Source organism: Sphingobium sp. DC-2 (genome assembly GCF_000722555.1).
Lineage (GTDB): Bacteria > Pseudomonadota > Alphaproteobacteria > Sphingomonadales > Sphingomonadaceae > Sphingobium > Sphingobium quisquiliarum.
In genome coordinates this window covers 61,927-80,111 of record NZ_JNAC01000050.1, presented here as the reverse complement: position 1 = coordinate 80,111, position 18,185 = coordinate 61,927, and the positions used below count along the sequence as shown (strand labels likewise).

Below are 18,185 nucleotides of genomic sequence, written 5' to 3'. Positions count from 1 at the left end.
ATTGGATTTGGCAGGAGAAAAGGTTTTGAGCGACGTGACGATCGAAAAGCCGGTGCTGGAGCCGACTGGCGCCCTGACAGTTGAAACCGTGCTGTCCGTGCGGCACTGGAACGAGCATCTGTTCAGCTTCCGCATCAGCCGTCCGGCGAGCTTCCGCTTCCGGTCGGGCGAGTTCGTGATGATCGGGCTCCAGGGCGACAATGGCAAACCGCTGCTGCGCGCCTATTCCGTTGCCAGCCCCGCCTGGGACGAGGAACTGGAATTCCTGTCGATCAAGGTGCAGGACGGCCCGCTGACGTCCAAGTTGCAGCTGATCCAGCCGGGCGACCAGATTTATCTCGGCCGCAAGCCGACGGGCACGCTGGTTACGGACGCGCTGTTGCCGGGCAAGCGGTTGTTCATGCTGTCGACCGGGACCGGCCTTGCGCCCTTCCTCAGCCTGGCGCGCGATCCCGACGTCTATGATTTTTACGAGCAGGTAGTGGTCGTCCATTCGGTCCGCCGGGTCAGCGACCTTGCCTTCCATGACGAGCTGACTGGCAAGCTGGCCGAAGATCCGCTGGTGGCGGAACAGGCGGCCGCGCAGTTCCATTATGTGCCCACCGTCACCCGCGAACCGTTCCGCAACAATGTGCGGATCGACAAGCTGGTGGAAAGCGGCGCCCTGTTCGAAGGCATTCCGGGCGAGGCCAGGTTCAACCCGGAAACCGACCGCGTCATGATGTGCGGCAGCATGGAAATGATCAAGCAGTTCGGCGCTTATTTCGAGGAGCATGGCTTCGCCGAAGGCTCTAACGCCGCGCCGGGCGCTTATGTGATCGAGCGTGCCTTCGTCGGCTGATTGACGGGAAGCTGGACAGGGAAGGGGCTGGCGCGGTGGCGCTGGTCCCCTTTTTCCGTTGGTGATTGGGGAGCTATCCCAATCCTCCCCGCGCTTTGCCTAGGGGGATTAGAGGCTGCCAGCCGCTCTCCTCAGGCCAGTTCCACCTGTAGGATTGACGCATCCGCGCCGGTGATCCGCACGCGCGCGCCTGCTGGCGCATCGGGGCCGCGGCAGGACCAGACGCTGTCGCCGACCCGCACGCGGCCGTGGCCGCCTTCGATCGCTTCGACTACGACGACCGTTTCGCCGATCAGGCGGGCGGTGCGGTCATTGAGCAGCGGGTCCTGCGACGCCACGGGATTGGCGGCATACCAGCGCCGCCCGCCCCAGACCGCGACCAGGCAGAGCCCGGCGAAGATCAGGAACTGGACTGGCACGGACAGGGGCAGCGCCAGCGCGATGAGGCCCGTCACCGCCGCCGCCAGCGCGACCCAGATCAGGAAGACGCCCGGCACCAGCACTTCGCCGATGCCCAGCAGCGCGGCGAAGACGAGCCACCACCAATGATCCTCCAGCGCGGTCAGCCACTCCATCAGCCCTGGCCCCGGTCGAACGGGCCCCGGCGCGGGGGCGCAGGCGGGGCGGGCGGCGCCGGGCCATCGCCCAGCGCTTCCTTCGCCAGCGCGCCGATGCCGCCCAGCGTGCCGATGAGCTGGGTCGCCTCGACGGGAAAGAGGATGGTCTTGGCGTTGGGCGAGCTGGCGAACTGGCTCACCGCCTCGACATATTTCTGCGCGACGAAATAGTTGATCGCCTGCGCGTTGCCGCTGGCGATCGCTTCGGAGACCATCTGCGTCGCCTTGGCTTCGGCTTCCGCCTCGCGCTCGCGGGCTTCGGCGTCACGGAAGGCGGCTTCGCGGCGGCCTTCGGCTTCCAGAATCTGGCTCTGCTTCTGCCCTTCGGCTTTCAGGATTTCGGAGGCGCGCAAGCCTTCGGATTCGAGGATCAGCGCGCGCTTTTCGCGCTCCGCCTTCATCTGGCGGCCCATGGCGTTGACGATGTCGGCGGGCGGGCGGATGTCCTTCAATTCGACGCGGGTGATCTTGATGCCCCAGGCGTTGGTCGCATGATCGACCACTGACAGCAGCCGGGCGTTGATCTCGTCCCGCTTCGACAGGGTTTCGTCCAAGTCCATGGAACCCATGACGGTGCGCAGGTTGGTCGTGGCAAGCTGTATGATGGCGACATAGAGTTCGGACACTTCATAGGCCGCCTTGGCCGCGTCCAGCACCTGGAAGAAGACGACGCCATCGACAGACACCATGGCATTGTCCTTGGTGATGATCTCCTGCCCCGGAATGTCGACAACCTGCTCCATCATGTTGATCTTGCGCCCGACGGAATAGAAGAAGGCGGGGTAGAAATTGAGCCCCGGCCGGGCGACTTCGGTGAAGCGGCCGAAGCGTTCGATGGTATATTGATAGCCCTGCCGCACCACCTTGACGCTCACGGCCAGGTAGAACAGCACCAGCAGAGTCACCGTCAGCGCGAATGTCGTCAGCATCTTTCCATCCCCCCGAAGAAGCGCTTGACTATGACGCGGATTCGCCGAGGGGAAAAGGCCAACATCAAAGATGCCCGGCCGAACCAGGAGATTGACCATGTTGCTGCGCCATGCCCGCTCGCTGCTTTTCCTGCCTGCATCGAACCCGCGCGCCATCGCCAAGGCGCGGACGCTGCCGTGCGACATGGTGATATTGGACCTGGAGGACGCCGTTCCCGATGACCGGAAGGAGGAAGCGCGCGCCAACGCCATCCAGGCCGTGGACGAAGGCTTTGGCCGCCGCCTGTCAGCGATCCGCATCAATATCGAGGGAACATCGTGGCACGGGCCGGAGATGGTCGCGGTCAAGCGGTCGGCGGCGGACTATGTCGTCCTGCCCAAGGTCGAATGCATGCGGCAGGTGAAGGATGTGTTCAGCGTCTGCCAGAAGCCGGTCATCGCCATGATCGAAAGCGCTGTCGGGGTGCTTGCCGCATCCTCCATCGCGTCGGCGGAGGGGACGGCGGGCCTGTTCCTGGGCATCAACGACCTGAGGCAGGATCTTGGCATCCCGCCATCGGCCGGCCGGGAGGGCCTGTCCCACGCGATGCAGTCCGTGATCCTGAGCGCGCGCGCCCATCGGGTCGCCGTGTTCGACGGCGTCTTCAACCGGCTGGACGATGAAGCCGGGCTGGAAGCGGAATGCGCGGAGGGCCATGCGCTGGGCTTTGACGGCAAGACGCTGATCCACCCAAGCCAGGTGACGGTCGCCAATCAGGTGTTCGGGCCGGACCCGCAGGCTGTGGCGGACGCGCGCCGCCTGATCGAGGCGGCCACCGGCGGGGCGGAACGCTTCGAAGGGCGGATGATCGAAAGCATGCATGTGGAGGAAGCAAGGGCGCTGATCGCCCGCGCGGAAGCTGCCGGGGTCTAGGGTCCGGTCCCCCAGGCTCTGGTCCGCACGCCGTCAGTCCTGCGGATGGCGCGCGGTCAGCAGATAGTTGATCGCCTTGCTGGGCGAGAGGATCAAGCCCTTGCGCGGGTCGAAGGAGAGGCCGGTGACGTCCGTGACCTCCAGCCCCGCATCCGTCAGCAGCTTGCCGAGTTCATCCGGCTTCAGGAAGCGATCCCAGTCATGCGTCCCCCTGGGAATGCCGCCCAGGCTTTCGCCGACCGTGATCATCGCCAGGCGGGAAAGCGGGGTGCGGTTGGGCGTGGACATGATGAGCAGCCCGCCGGGCGACAGGCGCCGGGCCAGCGCGGCCACGAAGGCGGCGGGATCGGCGACATGCTCCACCACCTCCATGGAGGTGATGAGGTCGAATTCGCCCGCATCCAGCTGTTCCACCGGAGTCGTGCGATAGTCTATCGTCAGGCCTTGCCCCTCAGCATGGAGGCGGGCGACCGCGATATTCTCCTCCGCCGCGTCGAGCGCCGTGACGGCGGCCCCCAGCCGGGCAAGCGGTTCGGCCAGCAGGCCAGCGCCGCAGCCAACGTCGAGCGCGCGCTTCCCGGCGAGCGGGCGGAAGCCATGTTCGTCGGTATGCCAGTGCCAGTCGGCCGCTTCACGGATATAGCGCAGCCGCACGGGGTTGAGCTTGTGCAGCATGGCGCTGCTGCCCGTGGGGTCCCACCAGTCAGCCGCCATTGCGCCGAAATGCGCTGCCTCACGGGGATCGATCGTCGCGATAGCCATGGGCCGTAGCTATCAATATCCGCCGCCCCGCGCCATGATATTCGCGCGTCAGGGCCGCACGGGCGGACCTTCGCCGTTCAGCGCCTTGTCCTCAGCATCCAGGCGGCGGTGCAGGTCCCGCGTGGCGGCTTCGGTGCGGGCAAGCTCCTCCCGGCTCCGATGCTTGCGGTTGCTCAAGATGACGAAGATCAGCACCGCGCCCAGCAAGATCGGCCCGCCGATCGTGACGAGCGCCCACAGGTTCGCTTCCATCCCATCCTCCATAGCTGTCCCGCAAAGGAATGTGCGGGCGGCATCGGAGTTCCCCGGACCATCGGCTTGCTTGCCATATTCGCCGCTGCTGCTAATAGGAGCGCCGTTTTGCCCATGCGGGCGGCAACATTCTTTCCAGATCAGCAGACAGGTTCGACAGGCAAATGGCGCGCATCGTGATGAAATTCGGCGGCACCTCCATGGCGGGGATGGAGCGAATTCGCAACGTGGCCGCGCGGGTCAAGCATGTCGTGGACCAGGGTCATGAGGTCGCGGTCGTCGTGTCCGCCATGGCGGGCGAGACGGACCGGCTGGTGGGTTTCTGCAAGGAAGCATCGCCGCTCTACGATCCGGCCGAATATGATGTGGTGGTCGCGAGCGGGGAGCAGGTGACGAGCGGCCTTCTCGCCATGACGCTCAAGGCCATGGGCGTGGACGCGCGTAGCTGGCTTGGCTGGCAGCTTCCCATCCGCACCAATGAGGCGCATGCCAAGGCGCGCATAGGCGAGATCGACACGATCGACCTTCTGGCGTCCATGCGCTCGGGCACCGTGGCGGTGATTCCGGGCTTCCAGGGCATGATGGAGGATGGCCGCATCTCCACGCTGGGCCGTGGCGGTTCGGATACTTCGGCGGTTGCGGTGGCTGCGGCGGTGAAGGCGGATCGCTGCGACATCTATACCGATGTGGACGGCGTCTACACGACCGATCCCCGCATCGTGGCGCGTGCGCGCAAGCTCGACCTCGTCACCTATGAGGAGATGCTGGAGCTGGCCTCGGTCGGGGCCAAGGTGCTCCAGACCCGCTCGGTCGGCCTCGCCATGAAGGAAGGCGTGGTCGTGCAGGTGCTTTCCTCCTTCGATGATCCCACCCAGGAAGACCTCCCCGGCACGCTGATCGTCAGCGAAGAGGAACTGGAAGCCAAGCTCAAGGAAGACAAGATGGAACGTCAGCTCATCACCGGCATCGCCCATGACAAGAATGAGGCGAAGATCACCGTTACCCGCGTGCCCGATCGTCCGGGCGCCGTGGCGCACATCTTCGGCCCGCTGGCCGACGCGGCGATCAACGTGGACATGATCATCCAGAATGTCGGCCGCGACAAGGGCGAGACGGACGTGACCTTCACCGTGCCGGGCGCTGACCTGGCGCGGGCGCTGGACGTGCTGGAAAGCCAGAAGGACGTCATCGGCTTCAACCGCGTGATCCCCGATACGAAGGTCGCGAAGATCAGCGTGGTGGGCGTCGGCATGAAAAGCCATGCGGGCGTGGCGTCGACCATGTTCAAGTCGCTGGCCGATCGTGGGATCAACATCCTCGCCATCTCGACCAGCGAGATCAAGGTTTCGGTGCTGATCGACGAGGACGAGACCGAACTGGCGGTGCGCGTGCTGCACACGGCCTATGGGCTGGACGCGCCCGTCGCTTGACAGTTTATCTCCCCTCCCGCAGGCGGGAGGGGGCTGGGGGCGGGGGCGGCCCTGGACCTGATCCGGGGAGCTTCTGCCCTGACCCATAGCTGGACCGGCGCTAAGCGCGCCGACCCACCCCAACCCTGTTTCGGGTGAACGGCGCCCCGCGCTGTTCAGGTCATGCCGGGGGCATGATCGACCCGAAACGCCTGAAAGGGAGGGGCTATTTGATTCTGAAGGTTTGCACGATGACCAACGCCAAATTGACCTCCCTGATGGCTCGCGGCACCGAATTTCTGGGCTGCGACGTGGCGATCATGTGCGGAGCGATGAGCTGGGTTTCGGAGCGGAACCTGGTGGCGGCGATTTCCAACGCCGGGGGCTTTGGCGTGATCGCCTGCGGGGCGATGACGCCCGACCTGCTCGACAAGGAAATTGCGGGGACGAAGGCGCTGACGTCCAGGCCATTTGGCGTGAACCTGATCACCATGCACCCGCAGTTGTTCGAATTGATCGATGTCTGCGCCAGGCATGAGGTTGGCCATGTCGTGCTGGCGGGCGGCCTGCCGCCCAAGGGCAGCATCGAGGCGATCAAGCAAAAGGGCGCGAAGCTGATCTGCTTTGCCCCGGCGCTGAGCCTGGCGAAGAAGCTGGCGCGGTCGGGCGTGGATGCGCTGGTGATCGAGGGGATGGAGGCGGGCGGCCATATTGGTCCGGTGTCGACCAGCGTCCTGGCGCAGGAAATCCTGCCCGAAATGGCGTCGCAACTGCCGGTGTTCGTGGCTGGCGGGATCGGGCGCGGTGAATTGATCGCGGGTTATCTGGAGATGGGCGCGGCGGGCGTGCAACTGGGCACGCGTTTCGCCTGCGCCACCGAGAGCATCGCGCACCCCAACTTCAAGAAGGCGTTCTTCCGCGCATCCGCCCGCGACGCGATCGCCAGCGTGCAGATCGATCCGCGCCTGCCGGTCATCCCGGTGCGCGCGCTTAAAAATGCCGGGACGGAAGCCTTCACCGCCAAGCAGCGGGAGGTCGCGAACCTGCTCGACAGCGGCTCTGTCGACATGGCCGAGGCGCAGTTGCAGATCGAACATTATTGGGCAGGGGCGTTGCGCCGTGCCGTGATCGACGGCGATGTCGAGGGCGGGTCGCTGATGGCGGGGCAGTCGGTCGGCATGGTGACGAAGGAGGAGCCGGTGGCCGGCATCATCGCCCAGTTGATGGACGAAGCCGCGATTGCGCTGGAGCGGCGGAGCGCCTGAAAAGCCTCCCGATCCGATTATCGGGACGAACCGAATCGGTTGAGGGATGAACCGATCCGGGCAGACATCGCCAGGAACGCCAGGCTTTGCCATGAGTTTTCCGCGAGCAACTTAGCATAAGGGAATTCGGGTGCCGCTGCGTGCCGTTTCTTGCCGTGTCTGGACAATCCTGTCCGTGGCCGCCCTGGCGCTGGTCGCGGGCTGCTCGACCCCGAAGAAGGCGCCGCCCACGCCGCCGCCTCCGGTCGTGCCGACGGTGAAGCCGCTGCCGCCCATGGGCGCGGTGGAGGATATGAGCATTCCCGAAGTGGGTGACGACGGCAAATATCTGACGCCCAATCGCGGGGTGACGGCCAATACCGCGTTGTGGCATGTGCGCATGGCGCTGAACGTCGCCGCCCTGTCCTGCCATGGCGTGAACGAGCCCGCCCGCATCCAGTATAACCGGATATTGCATGTCCATGAGGGCATACTTCGGGAGGCCAATGCCGCGGTCGACCGCAACTATACCGCCGCCTATGGCAGCGGCGGGCTCCAGGCGCGCGAACTGCTGAACACGGTCGTCTATAATTTCTTCGCGCTGCCGCCGGTGACGAAGAGTTTCTGCCCCGTCGCGATCGAGGTGGGCGCGAAGATCCTTGCAATGCCTTCCAGCCAGTTGCTGGACTATGCGCCCGAAGCGCTGACCCAGCTGGAAAAGCCCTTTCAGGATTTCTACGAAGCCTATGCCGATTATCTGCGGCGGCTGGCCGAATGGCAGTCCCGCTTTGGCGGAACGGTGACGGTGGTCGTGTCGCCGACGCCGTTGCCTCCGCCGCCCAAGCCGCCTGCGGAAACGGGGGCAGGCTTCGCGTTGCCCCCGGCGATGCCCAGCAGCGTGCCGGTTCCACGGCCGCAGGAAGGCAGCGGCCAGCCGCTGGTGCCGCCGGTCACGCAGGTGATCGTGCCCACATTCCCGGTGACGAAGCCGGTGAAATAAGCCAGTCCCTCGCCTGACGCGCCGCCATCCGCGCGGGATTATGTCAGGTTCCGGGCACGGATGCGGTCGCCGGCGCCTTGGGTGGCAGCGGGAACATCCCGGCAAAGCGCCGGGCAAGGCCGGAATCGCCTGTCACCTCAAGCGCGTTCTTCACATCGTCGAAGCTGGCTCCGCCATAGAGCACCGCTGCCAGTGCATTCTGGTCGCCGCTGATGATGGCATCCGCACCTTCGGCCGAACCCCGGTCGATGTGCAGGTCGCCCTGCCGCAGCACCGCGCGAAATTCCTCCTCGCCGAAGCGGAGGCCGATCACCGCGTCCATATCGCCGATCCGGCTGCGATCGATCATGGTGCGCATCGACAGGATCACCGACACGTTGCTCATCGGCATGCCCGGCTGCATCGTGGGGGATCGGCAGGCCCAGCGGCCCAGCACCTGGAACAGGATTTCCGATTCGCGGCCCCATTCGGTGAGTTCATAAATCTGGCTGGCGGCAGGCGGGGGCAGGCGGCGGCGGATGAGGACGCTGGCGGCCTCCAGCTCCTCCAGCCGCTGGGTCAGCACATTGGCGCTGATTCCGGGCAGGCTGGCGCGCAGATCGGTGAAGCGCTTGGGTCCCAGCATCAATTCCCGCATGATCGGCATGGCCCAGCGATCACCAATCAAGTCCAGCGCATGGGCGACGGCGCAGCCGTCCTGATATGCCCGTTTTTTCACGTCCCGATACCCTTAGTTATCTTTTCTAACTTTGATGTTGCATAAGATAATTATGAGGTGCAGAAAGATCAAGCCGGTGAGTCGATCCTTCCCCTGACGGAGGCGCCGCCGATGCAGCATCCAGAGGAGAGAAAAGATGCCGCAAACTGCTCCCAAGATGATTTTCGTGAATTTGCCGGTGAAGGATTTGCCCGCCTCGATCGCCTTTTATGAGGCGGCGGGTGCTGTGCGGAATAATGACTTTGCCGATGACAGCGCGCAGATGGTCAGCTTTTCCGAAACGATCCATGTCATGCTGCTGACGCATGAGCGGTTCAGCAGCTTTACGCCGCGCAAGATTCCCAACGCGCATGAGACGGCGCAGGTGCTGCTGGCGCTGAGCGAGGCCAGCCGGGCGGACGTCGATGCGACGACGGAAAAGGCGCTGGCAGCAGGCGGGACCGAGCCGAACCCAAGCCAGGATCATGGCTTCATGTACGGCCGCAGCTTTGCCGATCTGGACGGCCATATCTGGGAAGTCACCTGGATGGACATGGAAGCGGCCATGGCGGCCGACGAGGAGGCCGCCGCCTGATCCCTGACCCGGCCTGCCGCAAACAAAGGAGAGAGACGATGAGCTATATGGACGGTTTCGTGGTTCCCGTGCCCAAGGGGAACAAGCAGGCGTATAAGGATGCGGCCGCCTATGCCGCGCCGATCTTCATCGAACATGGCGCGACCCGCGTGGTCGAATGCTGGGGCGACGATATCCAGCAGGGGAAGGTCAACGACTTCCGCACCAGCGTGATTGCCGAGGATGAGGAGGAGGTCGTCTTTTCCTGGATCGAATGGCCATCGAAGGACGTGCGCGACGCTGGCATGGCCAAGGTGATGGCGGACGAGCGGATGAAGCCGAAGGAAGGCCAGCCCATGCCGTTCAACGGCCAGCGCATGATCTATGGCGGCTTTTCCGTGCTGCTCGACGAGCGTGCCTGACAAGGAGGCGGACGATGAGCGACCTGACCGGAAAATTCTTCTGGTATGAGCTGATGACCAGCGACCCGGAAGCGGCGATCCGCTTCTATGGCGATGTGGCCGGCTGGACCGCGCAGCCTTTCGGCGGCGAGCGGACGGACGATCCCTATCATGTCGTGTCGGGCAGCGCGGGCCCGCTGGGCGGGATCATGCGCATTCCTGCCGAGGCAAGGGATTGCGGCATGACTCCCTGGTGGGGCGGCTATATCGGGTCGGCCGATGTGGATGCCGATGCAAGGCGTCTGGCCGAGGCTGGCGGCAGCGTGAAGCGCGCGCCGGAGGATATTCCGGGCGTCGGGCGCTTCGCGGTGATGGGCGATCCGGGTGGCGCGGTCTTCATGCTGCTCAAGGGGTCCAGCCCCGATGGGATGGACGCCGCGCCGCCCATGGCGAACGGTCATGTCGGCTGGCATGAATTGTATAGTGGCGATTTCGACAAGGACCTTGCCTTCTACACGTCCCAGTTCGGATGGGGACGGGGGCAGGCGATGGATATGGGCGAGATGGGCAGTTACCAGCTTTTCTCCATGTCCGGCGCGACCGGGTTCGACGAGATGTCCGGCGGCATGATGCCGCGCCCGAAGGAAATGCCGGAGCCGGCGTGGCTGTTCTACTTCGCCGTGCCGGACATCGACGCGGCGCTGGAAAAGGTGAAGGCGGGCGGCGGCACGGTGCTGAACGGCCCCGTGGAGGTGCCGGGCGGCGCGTGGATCATCCAGGCGACGGACCCGCAGGGCGCGATGTTCGCGCTGGTCGGCATGCGGCCAGCCGCAGCATAAGGAGAGGAACGATGTCGAAGATTTCACCCTGCCTGTGGTTCAACGGGCAGGCCGAGGAAGCTGCGCGCTTCTATATCTCGGTCTTTGGCGGGTCGGTGGATTCGATCAGCCGCTTTCCCGAAGGTCAGCCGACGCCCGCGCCCTTCAAGGGCGGCGATGTGCTGATGGTTGAATTCACCCTGTTCGGGCAAAGCTATCAGGGACTGAACGGCGGCCCGGAATTCGGCTTTACCGAAGCGGTGTCGCTGTCCGTGTCGTGCAAGGATCAGGCGGAACTGGATCGCTATCATGATGCGCTGACGGCGGATGGCGGTTCGCCCGGCCCCTGCGGCTGGTTGAAGGACAGATATGGCCTGTCCTGGCAGCTCGTGCCCGAAGAGGTGATGGAGATGCACAGGAAAGGCGGCCCCGGCATCCAGCCGATGATGGAGGTGATGATGACCATGCAGAAGCTGGACCTTGCCCGGATGAAAGCGGCCTATGAGGGAGAGACGGCATGAGCGGAGCACCGTTCGAACTGTCCGTCACCTGCCATATCGCCGCCCCGCGCGAGATCGTATGGAAGGTGTGGACGGACCTGAAGGACCAATGGTTCTGTCCCAAACCTTGGCGGGCCGAGGTGATCGAGGAAGATCTGCGCCCCGGCGGCCGCAGCGCGGTGCGCATGTTCGGCCCGGATGGCGAGGATAGCGGCCCGATGGAAGGCGTCTTCCTGGATGTCGTGCCGGGAGAGCGGGTGGTTTCGACCGATGCCTATGCCTCCGGCTGGGTGCCGCAGGAGCCGTTCCTTACCTCTATCTGGAGTTTCGCCGGGGAAGGGGAGGGGACGCGCTTCACCGCCACGGCGCGCCATTGGAGCGAGGAAGCGCTCAAGCGGCATGAGGAGATGGGATTCCATCCGGGATGGGACCAGATGGCCGCGCAGTTCAAGGAGTTGTGCGAGACATCGGCAGCGACGGCTTGAGCTTTTGCAATCCTCGCCGTGCCGACCATGGTGAGGTCGCAGCGCGTAGCTTGGACGGAGGAGAGATGCGAAAATCCCGCATTTCCCCTCCACCAGCCTTTGGCTGATCCCCCCTCCCCATCGTTGATGGGGAGGATTAGGGGCGTCAGGCCTTGGTTACCTTTTCAACGGCGGAGCGGAACTTCGCCATGTCGTCCGCCGATCCCACGGTGACGCGGGAGACGGTGGGCCAGATGGGCCAGTTGCGGCCGATCTGCACCTTTTCCGGCGTGGCGAGCAGGGCGGCCTGCATGTCCTTGGCGGGCTTCTTCCAGTCCATCATGAACATATTCGCCTCGCTGCCGGGCTGAACCTTTATGCCCTTCTTCGTGAGCCAGGCGATGGTCTCGTCGCGATTGGCGATCATTTCCTCCCGCCGCGCCTTGATGAGGCCGCTTTCGGTATAGACCGCATTGCCGCACGCCATGGCGGTGATCGACAGGCCGCCAGCGCTGGGGCCGAACAGCATGATGCGCTTCTGCACCTCAGGATCGGCGAAGGTGAGGCCAAGGCGGACGCCCGCCATGCCGAACAGCTTCGAGAAGGTCCGCATGACGATGATGTCCTTGCGGCCGTTGATCAGGCTGACGGCGCTGGGCGCTTCGGAGAAGTGGATATAGGCTTCGTCCACCAGCAGCATCGCGTCGGCGGGCTTGTTGTCCAGCAGCCATTTGATGTCGGCGAGCGGCGTGATCGTGCCCGTGGGATTGTTGGGCGTGCAGATATAATAGAGGCCCGCATTGGGATTGGCGGCCAGCATCGCCTTGACGTCATGGCCCTTGCCGATGGCCTGGGGAACCTTGGCGATGGGCGCCTTCATGTAATCGGCGGTGCGCCATGCGGATTCGAAGGTCGGATCGGCGCTGACCAGCCCCTTGGCCGGCGAGCAATAGGCAGCGACGACGCTGACCAGCGGGCCGCCCGACCCCGGCCAGAGCATCACCTGCGAGTCCGAAATGCCTTCCACCTTGGCGATGGTGGAGATCAGGTCGCCCCGGTAATTGTCGGGATCATACCAGTTGCCGAAGGATGCGGCCCTGGCGGCGGCCTCCACGCCGGAGGGGAAAGGCCCGGCCCAGCATTCGTTCGATCCGATGCGCACCGCGCCCTTGATGCCGCGCGCGGCCTGCTGCTGCGCGAGGGCGGGCTGCATCAACAGGGAATTGGCGGCGGCGCCCGCTGCCATCAGCGCCGACAGCTTGCCGATCGTGCGGCGCGAATAGCCGCGATCGAGCAGGTCTTCGCGGGCGTCCTTTTCCAACATCATGGTCATGTCGTCTGTCCCCTTGTTCACCAATCGCATGTATTTTCCAAAGGGGGAGACGAAGGGACGGCCTGTTTCCACACCATGTCCGCATCAAAATTTTTGCGATTTATTGCGCGAGCCGCCGGATCGGTTCCGACTTCCCCTTGGAAAGCAGGCCCGCGATCTGATAGCGCTTGTTCATGCCAAGCACGCCCGCCGCCGCCGCCCGCCAGATACTGGTCCACCTGCAAGAGGTCATGGCCGCGCGCAACAGCGCCCAGGCGAAGCTGAACAAGGTGGTCGACATCATCGGCCAGGCGCTGTCCAGCGAGGTCTGCTCCATCTATCTGGTGCGCGAGGGCCTGCTGGAACTGTTCGCGACGCGCGGCCTGAAGCAGGAAGCCGTCCACGTCACCCGCATGGCGATGGGCGAGGGGCTGGTCGGCCTGATCGCGACCAATGTCGAGACGCTGAACCTGGACGAGGCGGCGTCGCATCCCGACTACAGCTATCGCCCGGAAACGGGGGAGGAGCTGTTCCACAGCTTTGCGGGCGTGCCGATCGTGCGGCGGGAACGGGCGATCGGGGTGCTGTGCGTCCAGCATGTCGAACCGCGCCGCTATGAAGAAGTGGAGATCGAGGCGCTTCAGACGGTGGCGATGGTGCTGTCCGAACTGATCGCCAACGCCGAGCTGGCCGATGACGGCCCTGCGGATTCGCGGGTGCAGGATACCGGCACCATCATGTTGCAGGGATTGCAGCTGGTGATGGGCATGGCGCGCGGTCATGCCGTGTTCCACCAGCCGCGCGTCCATGTCGAACATACCGTCGCGGAAGATACGGAGGCGGAGCGCCAGCGCGTCATTTCCGCCTTCGCCAAGATGCGCGAACAGATCGACCGGATGACCGGAACGGCCGAGTTCGGCACCGAGGGCGAGCATCAGGAGGTGCTCGAAACATACAAGATGTTCGCCTATGACGAAGGCTGGATCAGGCGCATCAACGAGGCGATCGACAGCGGCCTGACCGCCGAGGCCGCGATCGAGCGTGTGCAGCAGCGCACCCGTATGCGTATGCGGCAGATCGACGATCCGCTGTTGCAGGACCGGATGCACGATCTGGAGGATCTGGCCAACCGCCTGCTGCGCATCGTGTCGGGCCAGCTTGGCACGGCGGCGCAGCTTGGCTTGCGGCAGGACGCCATATTGATCGCGCGCAACCTGGGGCCGGCGGAACTGCTGGAATATGATCGCAGGCGCTTGAAGGGCGTGATCCTGGAGGAAGGATCGCTGACGGCGCATGTTACCATCGTCGCGCGCGCCATGGGCGTGCCGGTGCTGGGGCGCGTGCGCGAGATACGGCACAAGGTGAATGAAGGCGACCTCATCCTGATGGATGTCGGGTCGAACAGCCTGCTGATCCGGCCGACCGCCGACATGGACGAGGCGTTCGAGAACAAGCTGCACGTGACGCAGAAGCGCCGGGCGGAATTCGCCGCCATGCGCGACCTGCCGTCCGTGACCACGGACGGGCAGCGGATCGAGCTGATGGTCAATGCGGGCCTGCGGGAGGATGCGCAGGCGCTCGACCTGGTGGGCGCTGACGGCATCGGCCTGTTCCGCACGGAATTCCAGTTCCTGGTGTCGGCGACCCTGCCGCAGCGCGAAAAGCAGCAGCGGCTCTACAAGGATGTGCTGGACGCGGCCGGGGACAGGCCGGTCATCTTCCGCACCGTCGACATCGGCGGCGACAAGGCGCTGCCCTATATGACGCGCGACGGGGATGACGAGCTGGAGGACAATCCGGCGATGGGCTGGCGCGCGCTGCGGCTGGCGCTCGACCGGGACGGCCTGATGAAGGCGCAGGCGCGCGCGCTGCTGGAAGCGGCGGCGGGCAAGGTGTTGAACATCATGTTCCCGATGGTGTCGGAACCCTGGGAATATGAGCAGGCGCGCGCCCTGGTCGAGCATCAGCGCGCATGGCTGCTGTCCCAGCGCAAGAAGGTGCCCGTGGCGGTGCGCTATGGCGCGATGCTGGAAGTGCCTGCGCTGGCGGAGGTGCTGGATTTGCTGCTGCCCAAGCTCGACTTCCTGTCGATCGGCACCAATGACCTGACCCAGTTCCTCTTTGCCGCGGACCGCGCGCATCCCAAGCTGGCCGAGCGCTATGACTGGCTGAGCATCGCCATATTGCGCTTCCTTGACCGGGTGGTGCGGACCTGCGCGGCCTATGAATGCCCCGTTGGCGTATGCGGCGAGATGGGCGGGCGCACGCTGGAGGCGATGGCGCTGATTGGCCTGGGCGTGCGGCGGCTGTCGATCACGCCCGCATCGGTCGGGCCGGTCAAGGCGATGATCCGCGCCATCGACGCCGCCGAGTTGCAGGCTCTGATGCGATCCCTGCTGGACGAGGGCGCGGTGGACCTGCGCGCCCGGCTGGCCGGTTGGGCGTCGGAGCGGGGAATCGAACTGAATTGAACTGATTAGCAGGGTACGGGCCGCCAGCGCGGCGTTGACAATCCCCGTCCCGCAATGAGACAAGACTGCCTTAAAGGGTCGCGGAGCAGCATGGCAGAACAACCGGAAATGGAAACGGATCTGGCGGGGACGGAAACGCAGCCGGACACCGCTGGCGCGAAGCTGCGCGCCGCGCGCGAGGCGCAAGGCCTGTCGGTGCAGGATGTCGCCACGCGCACGCGGATCGCGCAGCGCCAGTTGGAAGCGATCGAGCGGGATGATTATTCGGCGCTGCCCGGCATTCCCTATGCCGTGGGTTTCGCCCGCGCCTATGCGCGCGCCGTGGGATTGGACGAGGTGGCGATCGCCGCGGACGTGCGCAACGCCGTCCATAATTCGGAACTGGGCAGCAATCGCTACGAGACGTTCGAACCGGCCGATCCGGCGCGCGTGCCTTCGCGCGCGCTGGCCTGGACCGCCGCCGCGATCGTCATCATCCTTGTGGCGGGCTTCACCATCTGGCGCACGCAGTTGCTGACGCCGCCCACGGAGCAGGAAATGGCAGCGCAGCAGGCCGCGCCCGCCGCAGCCCCCAGGCCCGCCGCCAGCGCGCGTCCCGCCGCTCCAGTGGTGCAGACGGTGGTCTTCACCGCCAATGACGATGTGTGGCTGCGCATCTATGACGAAACGGGCGAGCGGTTGAAGGACGGGCTGATGAAGAAGGGGGAAAGCTTCACCCTGCCCGCCAATGCGCGCAACCCGATGATCCTGACCGGCAGGCCGCAGGCGCTGGCGGTGACGGTCGGTGGCAAGCCAGTCGCGCCGCTGGGGTCGCCCGACCGCACCATATCCGACGTGCCGGTTTCCGCCGAAGCCTTGCTGGCGAGGGCCGCGCCTGCCGCTCCAGCCGGATCGCCCGCTCCCGCGACGCAGGCGCCGCCGCAACCGGCCGCGCCCGCGAGTCCAGCGGCCAGCGCATCTTTGCCGCCCGCCGCGGCCGCGCCTGCTGCCGCTGCCCCCGCTACCGACTGAAGTATAAGGAAGGGCGGTCATTCGTGACGCCGGTATGTCGCGCTTTACGGCGGCGAATATCGCTTTATGGTTAAGGCGAAAGTTAGTCGGGGGATAAAGATGCGTTACCTTCTCTTAACGGCCACGGCCCTGCTGATGGGAGGGCCGGCCTGGGTCGCGCTTGCGCCGTCCGCCCTTGCGCAAAAGGTGGAACTGGACGTGCGGGTCGACCGGCTGGAAAAGGAAATGCGCGCCGTCCAGAGAAAGGTGTTTCCGGGCGGCGCTCCGTTGCAGGCGGAAATCACGCCTCCGGCCAAGCCTGTCGTTCCATCCGGCTCGCCATCCTCATCGCCGGTGGCTGACCTGACCGCGCGCGTATCGGCCCTGGAATCGCAACTGGCGTCGATGACCGGACAGGTGGAGGAGAACAGCTTCAAGATCCGGCAACTGGAGGAAGCGTTCAACAAATATAAGGCCGAGGCGCAAAGCCGCACCACCGTGGTCGCGCCGCCGCCCGTTCAGCCCGCCACCCCAGCGGGGACGGCGGCGAAGACGCCTGCCGCCGCTTCGGGCACCAATGGCGGGGCCAGCGAAGCGCGCAAGGCGGCCGTGGCGGCGATCGAGCGGCCCTCCACGGGGAATGAGGCGGATGACGCCTACACCTACGGCTTCCGCCTGTGGGACGCGAAATTCTATCCCGAAGCGCAGGCGCAGTTGAAGGCCACGGTCGACAAATACGGATCATCCTCCATCGCGAGCCGGGCGCATAATCTGCTGGGCCGCGCCTATCTGGACGATGGCAAGCCCGCGCTGGCATCGGTCGCCTTTTACGAGAACTACCAGAAGCGCCCCCGTGGCGACCGCGCCGCCGACAGCCTGGCCTGGCTGGGCGAGGCGCTGATCCAGCTCAAGAAGCCCGCCGACGCGTGCAAGGTCTATGCGGAGCTTGAGCAGGTCTATGGCGCGACCTTGCCCGCGAACCTGCGGGGCATGATGGACAAGGGACGCGTCAAGGCCAAGTGCAGCTAGGGCCAGATGGCAAGCCCCGAACCGGAGGAGACCGGCCTTAATGCCCTGTTGGAGCGGGCGGCGGGGCAGCTTGCCGGACCGGGTGAGGGCTGGCGTTTCGGGGTAGCGGTATCCGGCGGCCCCGACAGCATGGCCTTGCTGGACCTGAGCGCCCGGCTGTTCCAGGAGCGGGTCGAAGCCGCGACGGTGGATCATGGCTTGCGGCAGGCTTCGGCGGAGGAAGCGGCGATGGTCGCCGCCTGGTGCGGGGACCGCGCCATTCCCCATGCCATCCTGCATCCCGCCGAGCCGGTCACGGGCAATGTCCAGCAATGGGCCCGCCAGCAGCGCTATGCCGCGCTGGAACAGTGGCGCACTGGGCGAGGGATCGACTGGATTTTCACGGCGCATCACGCCGATGACCAGTTGGAAACCATGGTGATGCGGCTCAATCGCGGGGCCGGGGTGGGCGGCCTCGCCGGGATCAGGGCGCGGCAGGGCAGGGTGCTGCGGCCGCTGCTGGGCGCGCGGCGGTCTCACCTGCTCGCTTATGTGCGGCGGCGGGCGATCCCTTATGTAGAAGACCCATCGAACAGCGATCTTCGCTTTGACCGGGCATCGATTCGGCAGCGGCTGAGCGGCGTGGACTGGCTCGATCCCGTCACGGCGGCGCGCAGCGCTGGCGCACTGGCGGAAGCGGCCGAGGCGCTGGATTGGATGGCCGACGATCTTGCGGCGCGCCATGTGCGGCAGGATGGGAATGCGTGGATCCTTGATGACGCCGGCTTCCCGCGCGAGATCATGCGGCGTCTGCTGCTGCGCATGATCGCCCTGGCCGCGCCGGATGCGCAGCCGCCGCGTGGAGAAGCGCTCGACCGGGCAATGGCCGCGCTATCGGCGGGGCAGCAGGTCAGCCTGGGTCCTGTGCTGCTGAAAGGCGGCGAACAATGGGGGGTGAGGCTGGCTCCTCCGCGACGGTAAAT

General features: G+C 65.4%; 20 protein-coding genes. 14 read left to right on the top strand and 6 right to left on the bottom strand.

Annotation, left to right across the window (positions count from 1 at the left end):
• The first annotated feature begins 25 nt into the window (after nt 1–25).
• The gene (locus ET21_RS0110420; RefSeq protein WP_030539629.1) at nt 26–841 is read left to right on the top strand and encodes a ferredoxin--NADP reductase; all 816 of its coding nucleotides are present in this window, start codon (nt 26–28) and stop codon (nt 839–841) included.
• A gap of 131 nt (nt 842–972) precedes the next feature.
• On the opposite strand, the gene ET21_RS0110415 is transcribed toward ET21_RS0110420, so the two are convergent.
• Together ET21_RS0110415 and ET21_RS0110410 are read right to left on the bottom strand one after the other, a co-directional pair.
• Nucleotides 973–1,416 carry an NfeD family protein gene (locus ET21_RS0110415; RefSeq protein WP_030539628.1) on the bottom strand — a complete coding sequence of 148 codons (444 nt, stop codon included), beginning with the start codon at nt 1,414–1,416 and terminating at the stop codon, nt 973–975.
• The gene (locus tag ET21_RS0110410) at nt 1,416–2,387 is read right to left on the bottom strand and encodes an SPFH domain-containing protein (protein WP_030539627.1); all 972 of its coding nucleotides are present in this window, start codon (nt 2,385–2,387) and stop codon (nt 1,416–1,418) included. Before ET21_RS0110410 ends, ET21_RS0110415 begins: the two co-directional genes overlap by 1 nt.
• 97 nt (nt 2,388–2,484) lie before the next feature.
• On the opposite strand from ET21_RS0110410, the gene ET21_RS0110405 reads away from it, so the two are divergent.
• Complete coding sequence (locus ET21_RS0110405; protein ID WP_021238287.1) at nt 2,485–3,300, top strand: CoA ester lyase; 816 nt, start codon at nt 2,485–2,487, stop codon at nt 3,298–3,300.
• 33 nt (nt 3,301–3,333) lie between these two features.
• Here the strand turns inward: ET21_RS0110405 and ubiG are convergent, their stop codons facing one another.
• Entirely contained in the window at nt 3,334–4,062 is a 729-nt protein-coding gene (gene ubiG, locus ET21_RS0110400) for a bifunctional 2-polyprenyl-6-hydroxyphenol methylase/3-demethylubiquinol 3-O-methyltransferase UbiG (RefSeq protein WP_030539626.1), read from the bottom strand.
• A 48-nt stretch (nt 4,063–4,110) separates the two neighbouring features.
• Entirely contained in the window at nt 4,111–4,314 is a 204-nt protein-coding gene (locus ET21_RS0110395; RefSeq protein ID WP_237751537.1) for a hypothetical protein, read from the bottom strand.
• Between the two features lie 164 nt (nt 4,315–4,478).
• On the opposite strand from ET21_RS0110395, the gene ET21_RS0110390 reads away from it, so the two are divergent.
• The 3 genes from ET21_RS0110390 to ET21_RS0110380 all read left to right on the top strand — a co-directional run bounded on the left by ET21_RS0110390 (nt 4,479) and on the right by ET21_RS0110380 (nt 7,967).
• Entirely contained in the window at nt 4,479–5,744 is a 1,266-nt protein-coding gene (locus ET21_RS0110390; protein ID WP_021238284.1) for an aspartate kinase, read from the top strand.
• A 230-nt stretch (nt 5,745–5,974) separates the two neighbouring features.
• Entirely contained in the window at nt 5,975–6,988 is a 1,014-nt protein-coding gene (locus tag ET21_RS0110385) for a nitronate monooxygenase family protein (RefSeq protein WP_030539624.1), read from the top strand.
• Nucleotides 6,989–7,118: 130 nt separating this feature from the next.
• Nucleotides 7,119–7,967, top strand: a complete 849-nt coding sequence (locus ET21_RS0110380; protein WP_021238282.1) for a hypothetical protein — start codon at nt 7,119–7,121, stop codon at nt 7,965–7,967.
• 43 nt (nt 7,968–8,010) lie between these two features.
• Here ET21_RS0110380 and ET21_RS0110375 read toward each other — a convergent pair whose 3' ends face one another.
• A complete protein-coding gene (locus ET21_RS0110375) occupies nt 8,011–8,685 on the bottom strand; it encodes a helix-turn-helix domain-containing protein (protein WP_030539623.1) in 675 nt (224 codons plus the stop codon).
• Nucleotides 8,686–8,821: 136 nt separating this feature from the next.
• On the opposite strand from ET21_RS0110375, the gene ET21_RS0110370 reads away from it, so the two are divergent.
• Genes ET21_RS0110370 through ET21_RS0110350 form a run of 5 tightly spaced genes read left to right on the top strand, consistent with a single transcriptional unit; the run spans nt 8,822 to nt 11,442 of the window.
• The gene (locus ET21_RS0110370; protein WP_030539622.1) at nt 8,822–9,259 is read left to right on the top strand and encodes a VOC family protein; all 438 of its coding nucleotides are present in this window, start codon (nt 8,822–8,824) and stop codon (nt 9,257–9,259) included.
• Between the two features lie 38 nt (nt 9,260–9,297).
• On the top strand, nt 9,298–9,660 hold the full coding sequence (locus ET21_RS0110365; RefSeq protein ID WP_021238279.1) for a DUF1428 domain-containing protein: 363 nt from the start codon (nt 9,298–9,300) through the stop codon (nt 9,658–9,660).
• Between the two features lie 14 nt (nt 9,661–9,674).
• Nucleotides 9,675–10,478, top strand: a complete 804-nt coding sequence (locus ET21_RS0110360; protein WP_021238278.1) for a VOC family protein — start codon at nt 9,675–9,677, stop codon at nt 10,476–10,478.
• 11 nt (nt 10,479–10,489) lie between these two features.
• Nucleotides 10,490–10,978 (top strand): VOC family protein, encoded by a 489-nt coding sequence (locus tag ET21_RS0110355; protein WP_030539621.1) that lies wholly within the window; start codon nt 10,490–10,492, stop codon nt 10,976–10,978.
• Nucleotides 10,975–11,442 carry an SRPBCC family protein gene (locus tag ET21_RS0110350; protein ID WP_030539620.1) on the top strand — a complete coding sequence of 156 codons (468 nt, stop codon included), beginning with the start codon at nt 10,975–10,977 and terminating at the stop codon, nt 11,440–11,442. Before ET21_RS0110355 ends, ET21_RS0110350 begins: the two co-directional genes overlap by 4 nt.
• Nucleotides 11,443–11,587: 145 nt before the next feature.
• Here ET21_RS0110350 and ET21_RS0110345 read toward each other — a convergent pair whose 3' ends face one another.
• Nucleotides 11,588–12,754 carry a pyridoxal phosphate-dependent aminotransferase gene (locus ET21_RS0110345; RefSeq protein WP_021238275.1) on the bottom strand — a complete coding sequence of 389 codons (1,167 nt, stop codon included), beginning with the start codon at nt 12,752–12,754 and terminating at the stop codon, nt 11,588–11,590.
• A 173-nt stretch (nt 12,755–12,927) separates the two neighbouring features.
• Here ET21_RS0110345 and ptsP point away from each other — a divergent pair, with 173 nt between their 5' ends.
• From ptsP to tilS, 4 genes are all read left to right on the top strand, one after another.
• Nucleotides 12,928–15,204, top strand: a complete 2,277-nt coding sequence (gene ptsP / locus ET21_RS0110335; protein WP_030539619.1) for a phosphoenolpyruvate--protein phosphotransferase — start codon at nt 12,928–12,930, stop codon at nt 15,202–15,204.
• 90 nt (nt 15,205–15,294) lie between these two features.
• Complete coding sequence (locus tag ET21_RS0110330) at nt 15,295–16,215, top strand: helix-turn-helix domain-containing protein (RefSeq protein ID WP_030539618.1); 921 nt, start codon at nt 15,295–15,297, stop codon at nt 16,213–16,215.
• A gap of 99 nt (nt 16,216–16,314) precedes the next feature.
• Complete coding sequence (locus ET21_RS0110325) at nt 16,315–17,223, top strand: tetratricopeptide repeat protein (protein ID WP_030539617.1); 909 nt, start codon at nt 16,315–16,317, stop codon at nt 17,221–17,223.
• Nucleotides 17,224–17,229: 6 nt separating this feature from the next.
• Nucleotides 17,230–18,183 (top strand): tRNA lysidine(34) synthetase TilS, encoded by a 954-nt coding sequence (tilS, locus tag ET21_RS0110320; protein ID WP_051768107.1) that lies wholly within the window; start codon nt 17,230–17,232, stop codon nt 18,181–18,183.
• Nucleotides 18,184–18,185: the final 2 nt, after the last annotated feature.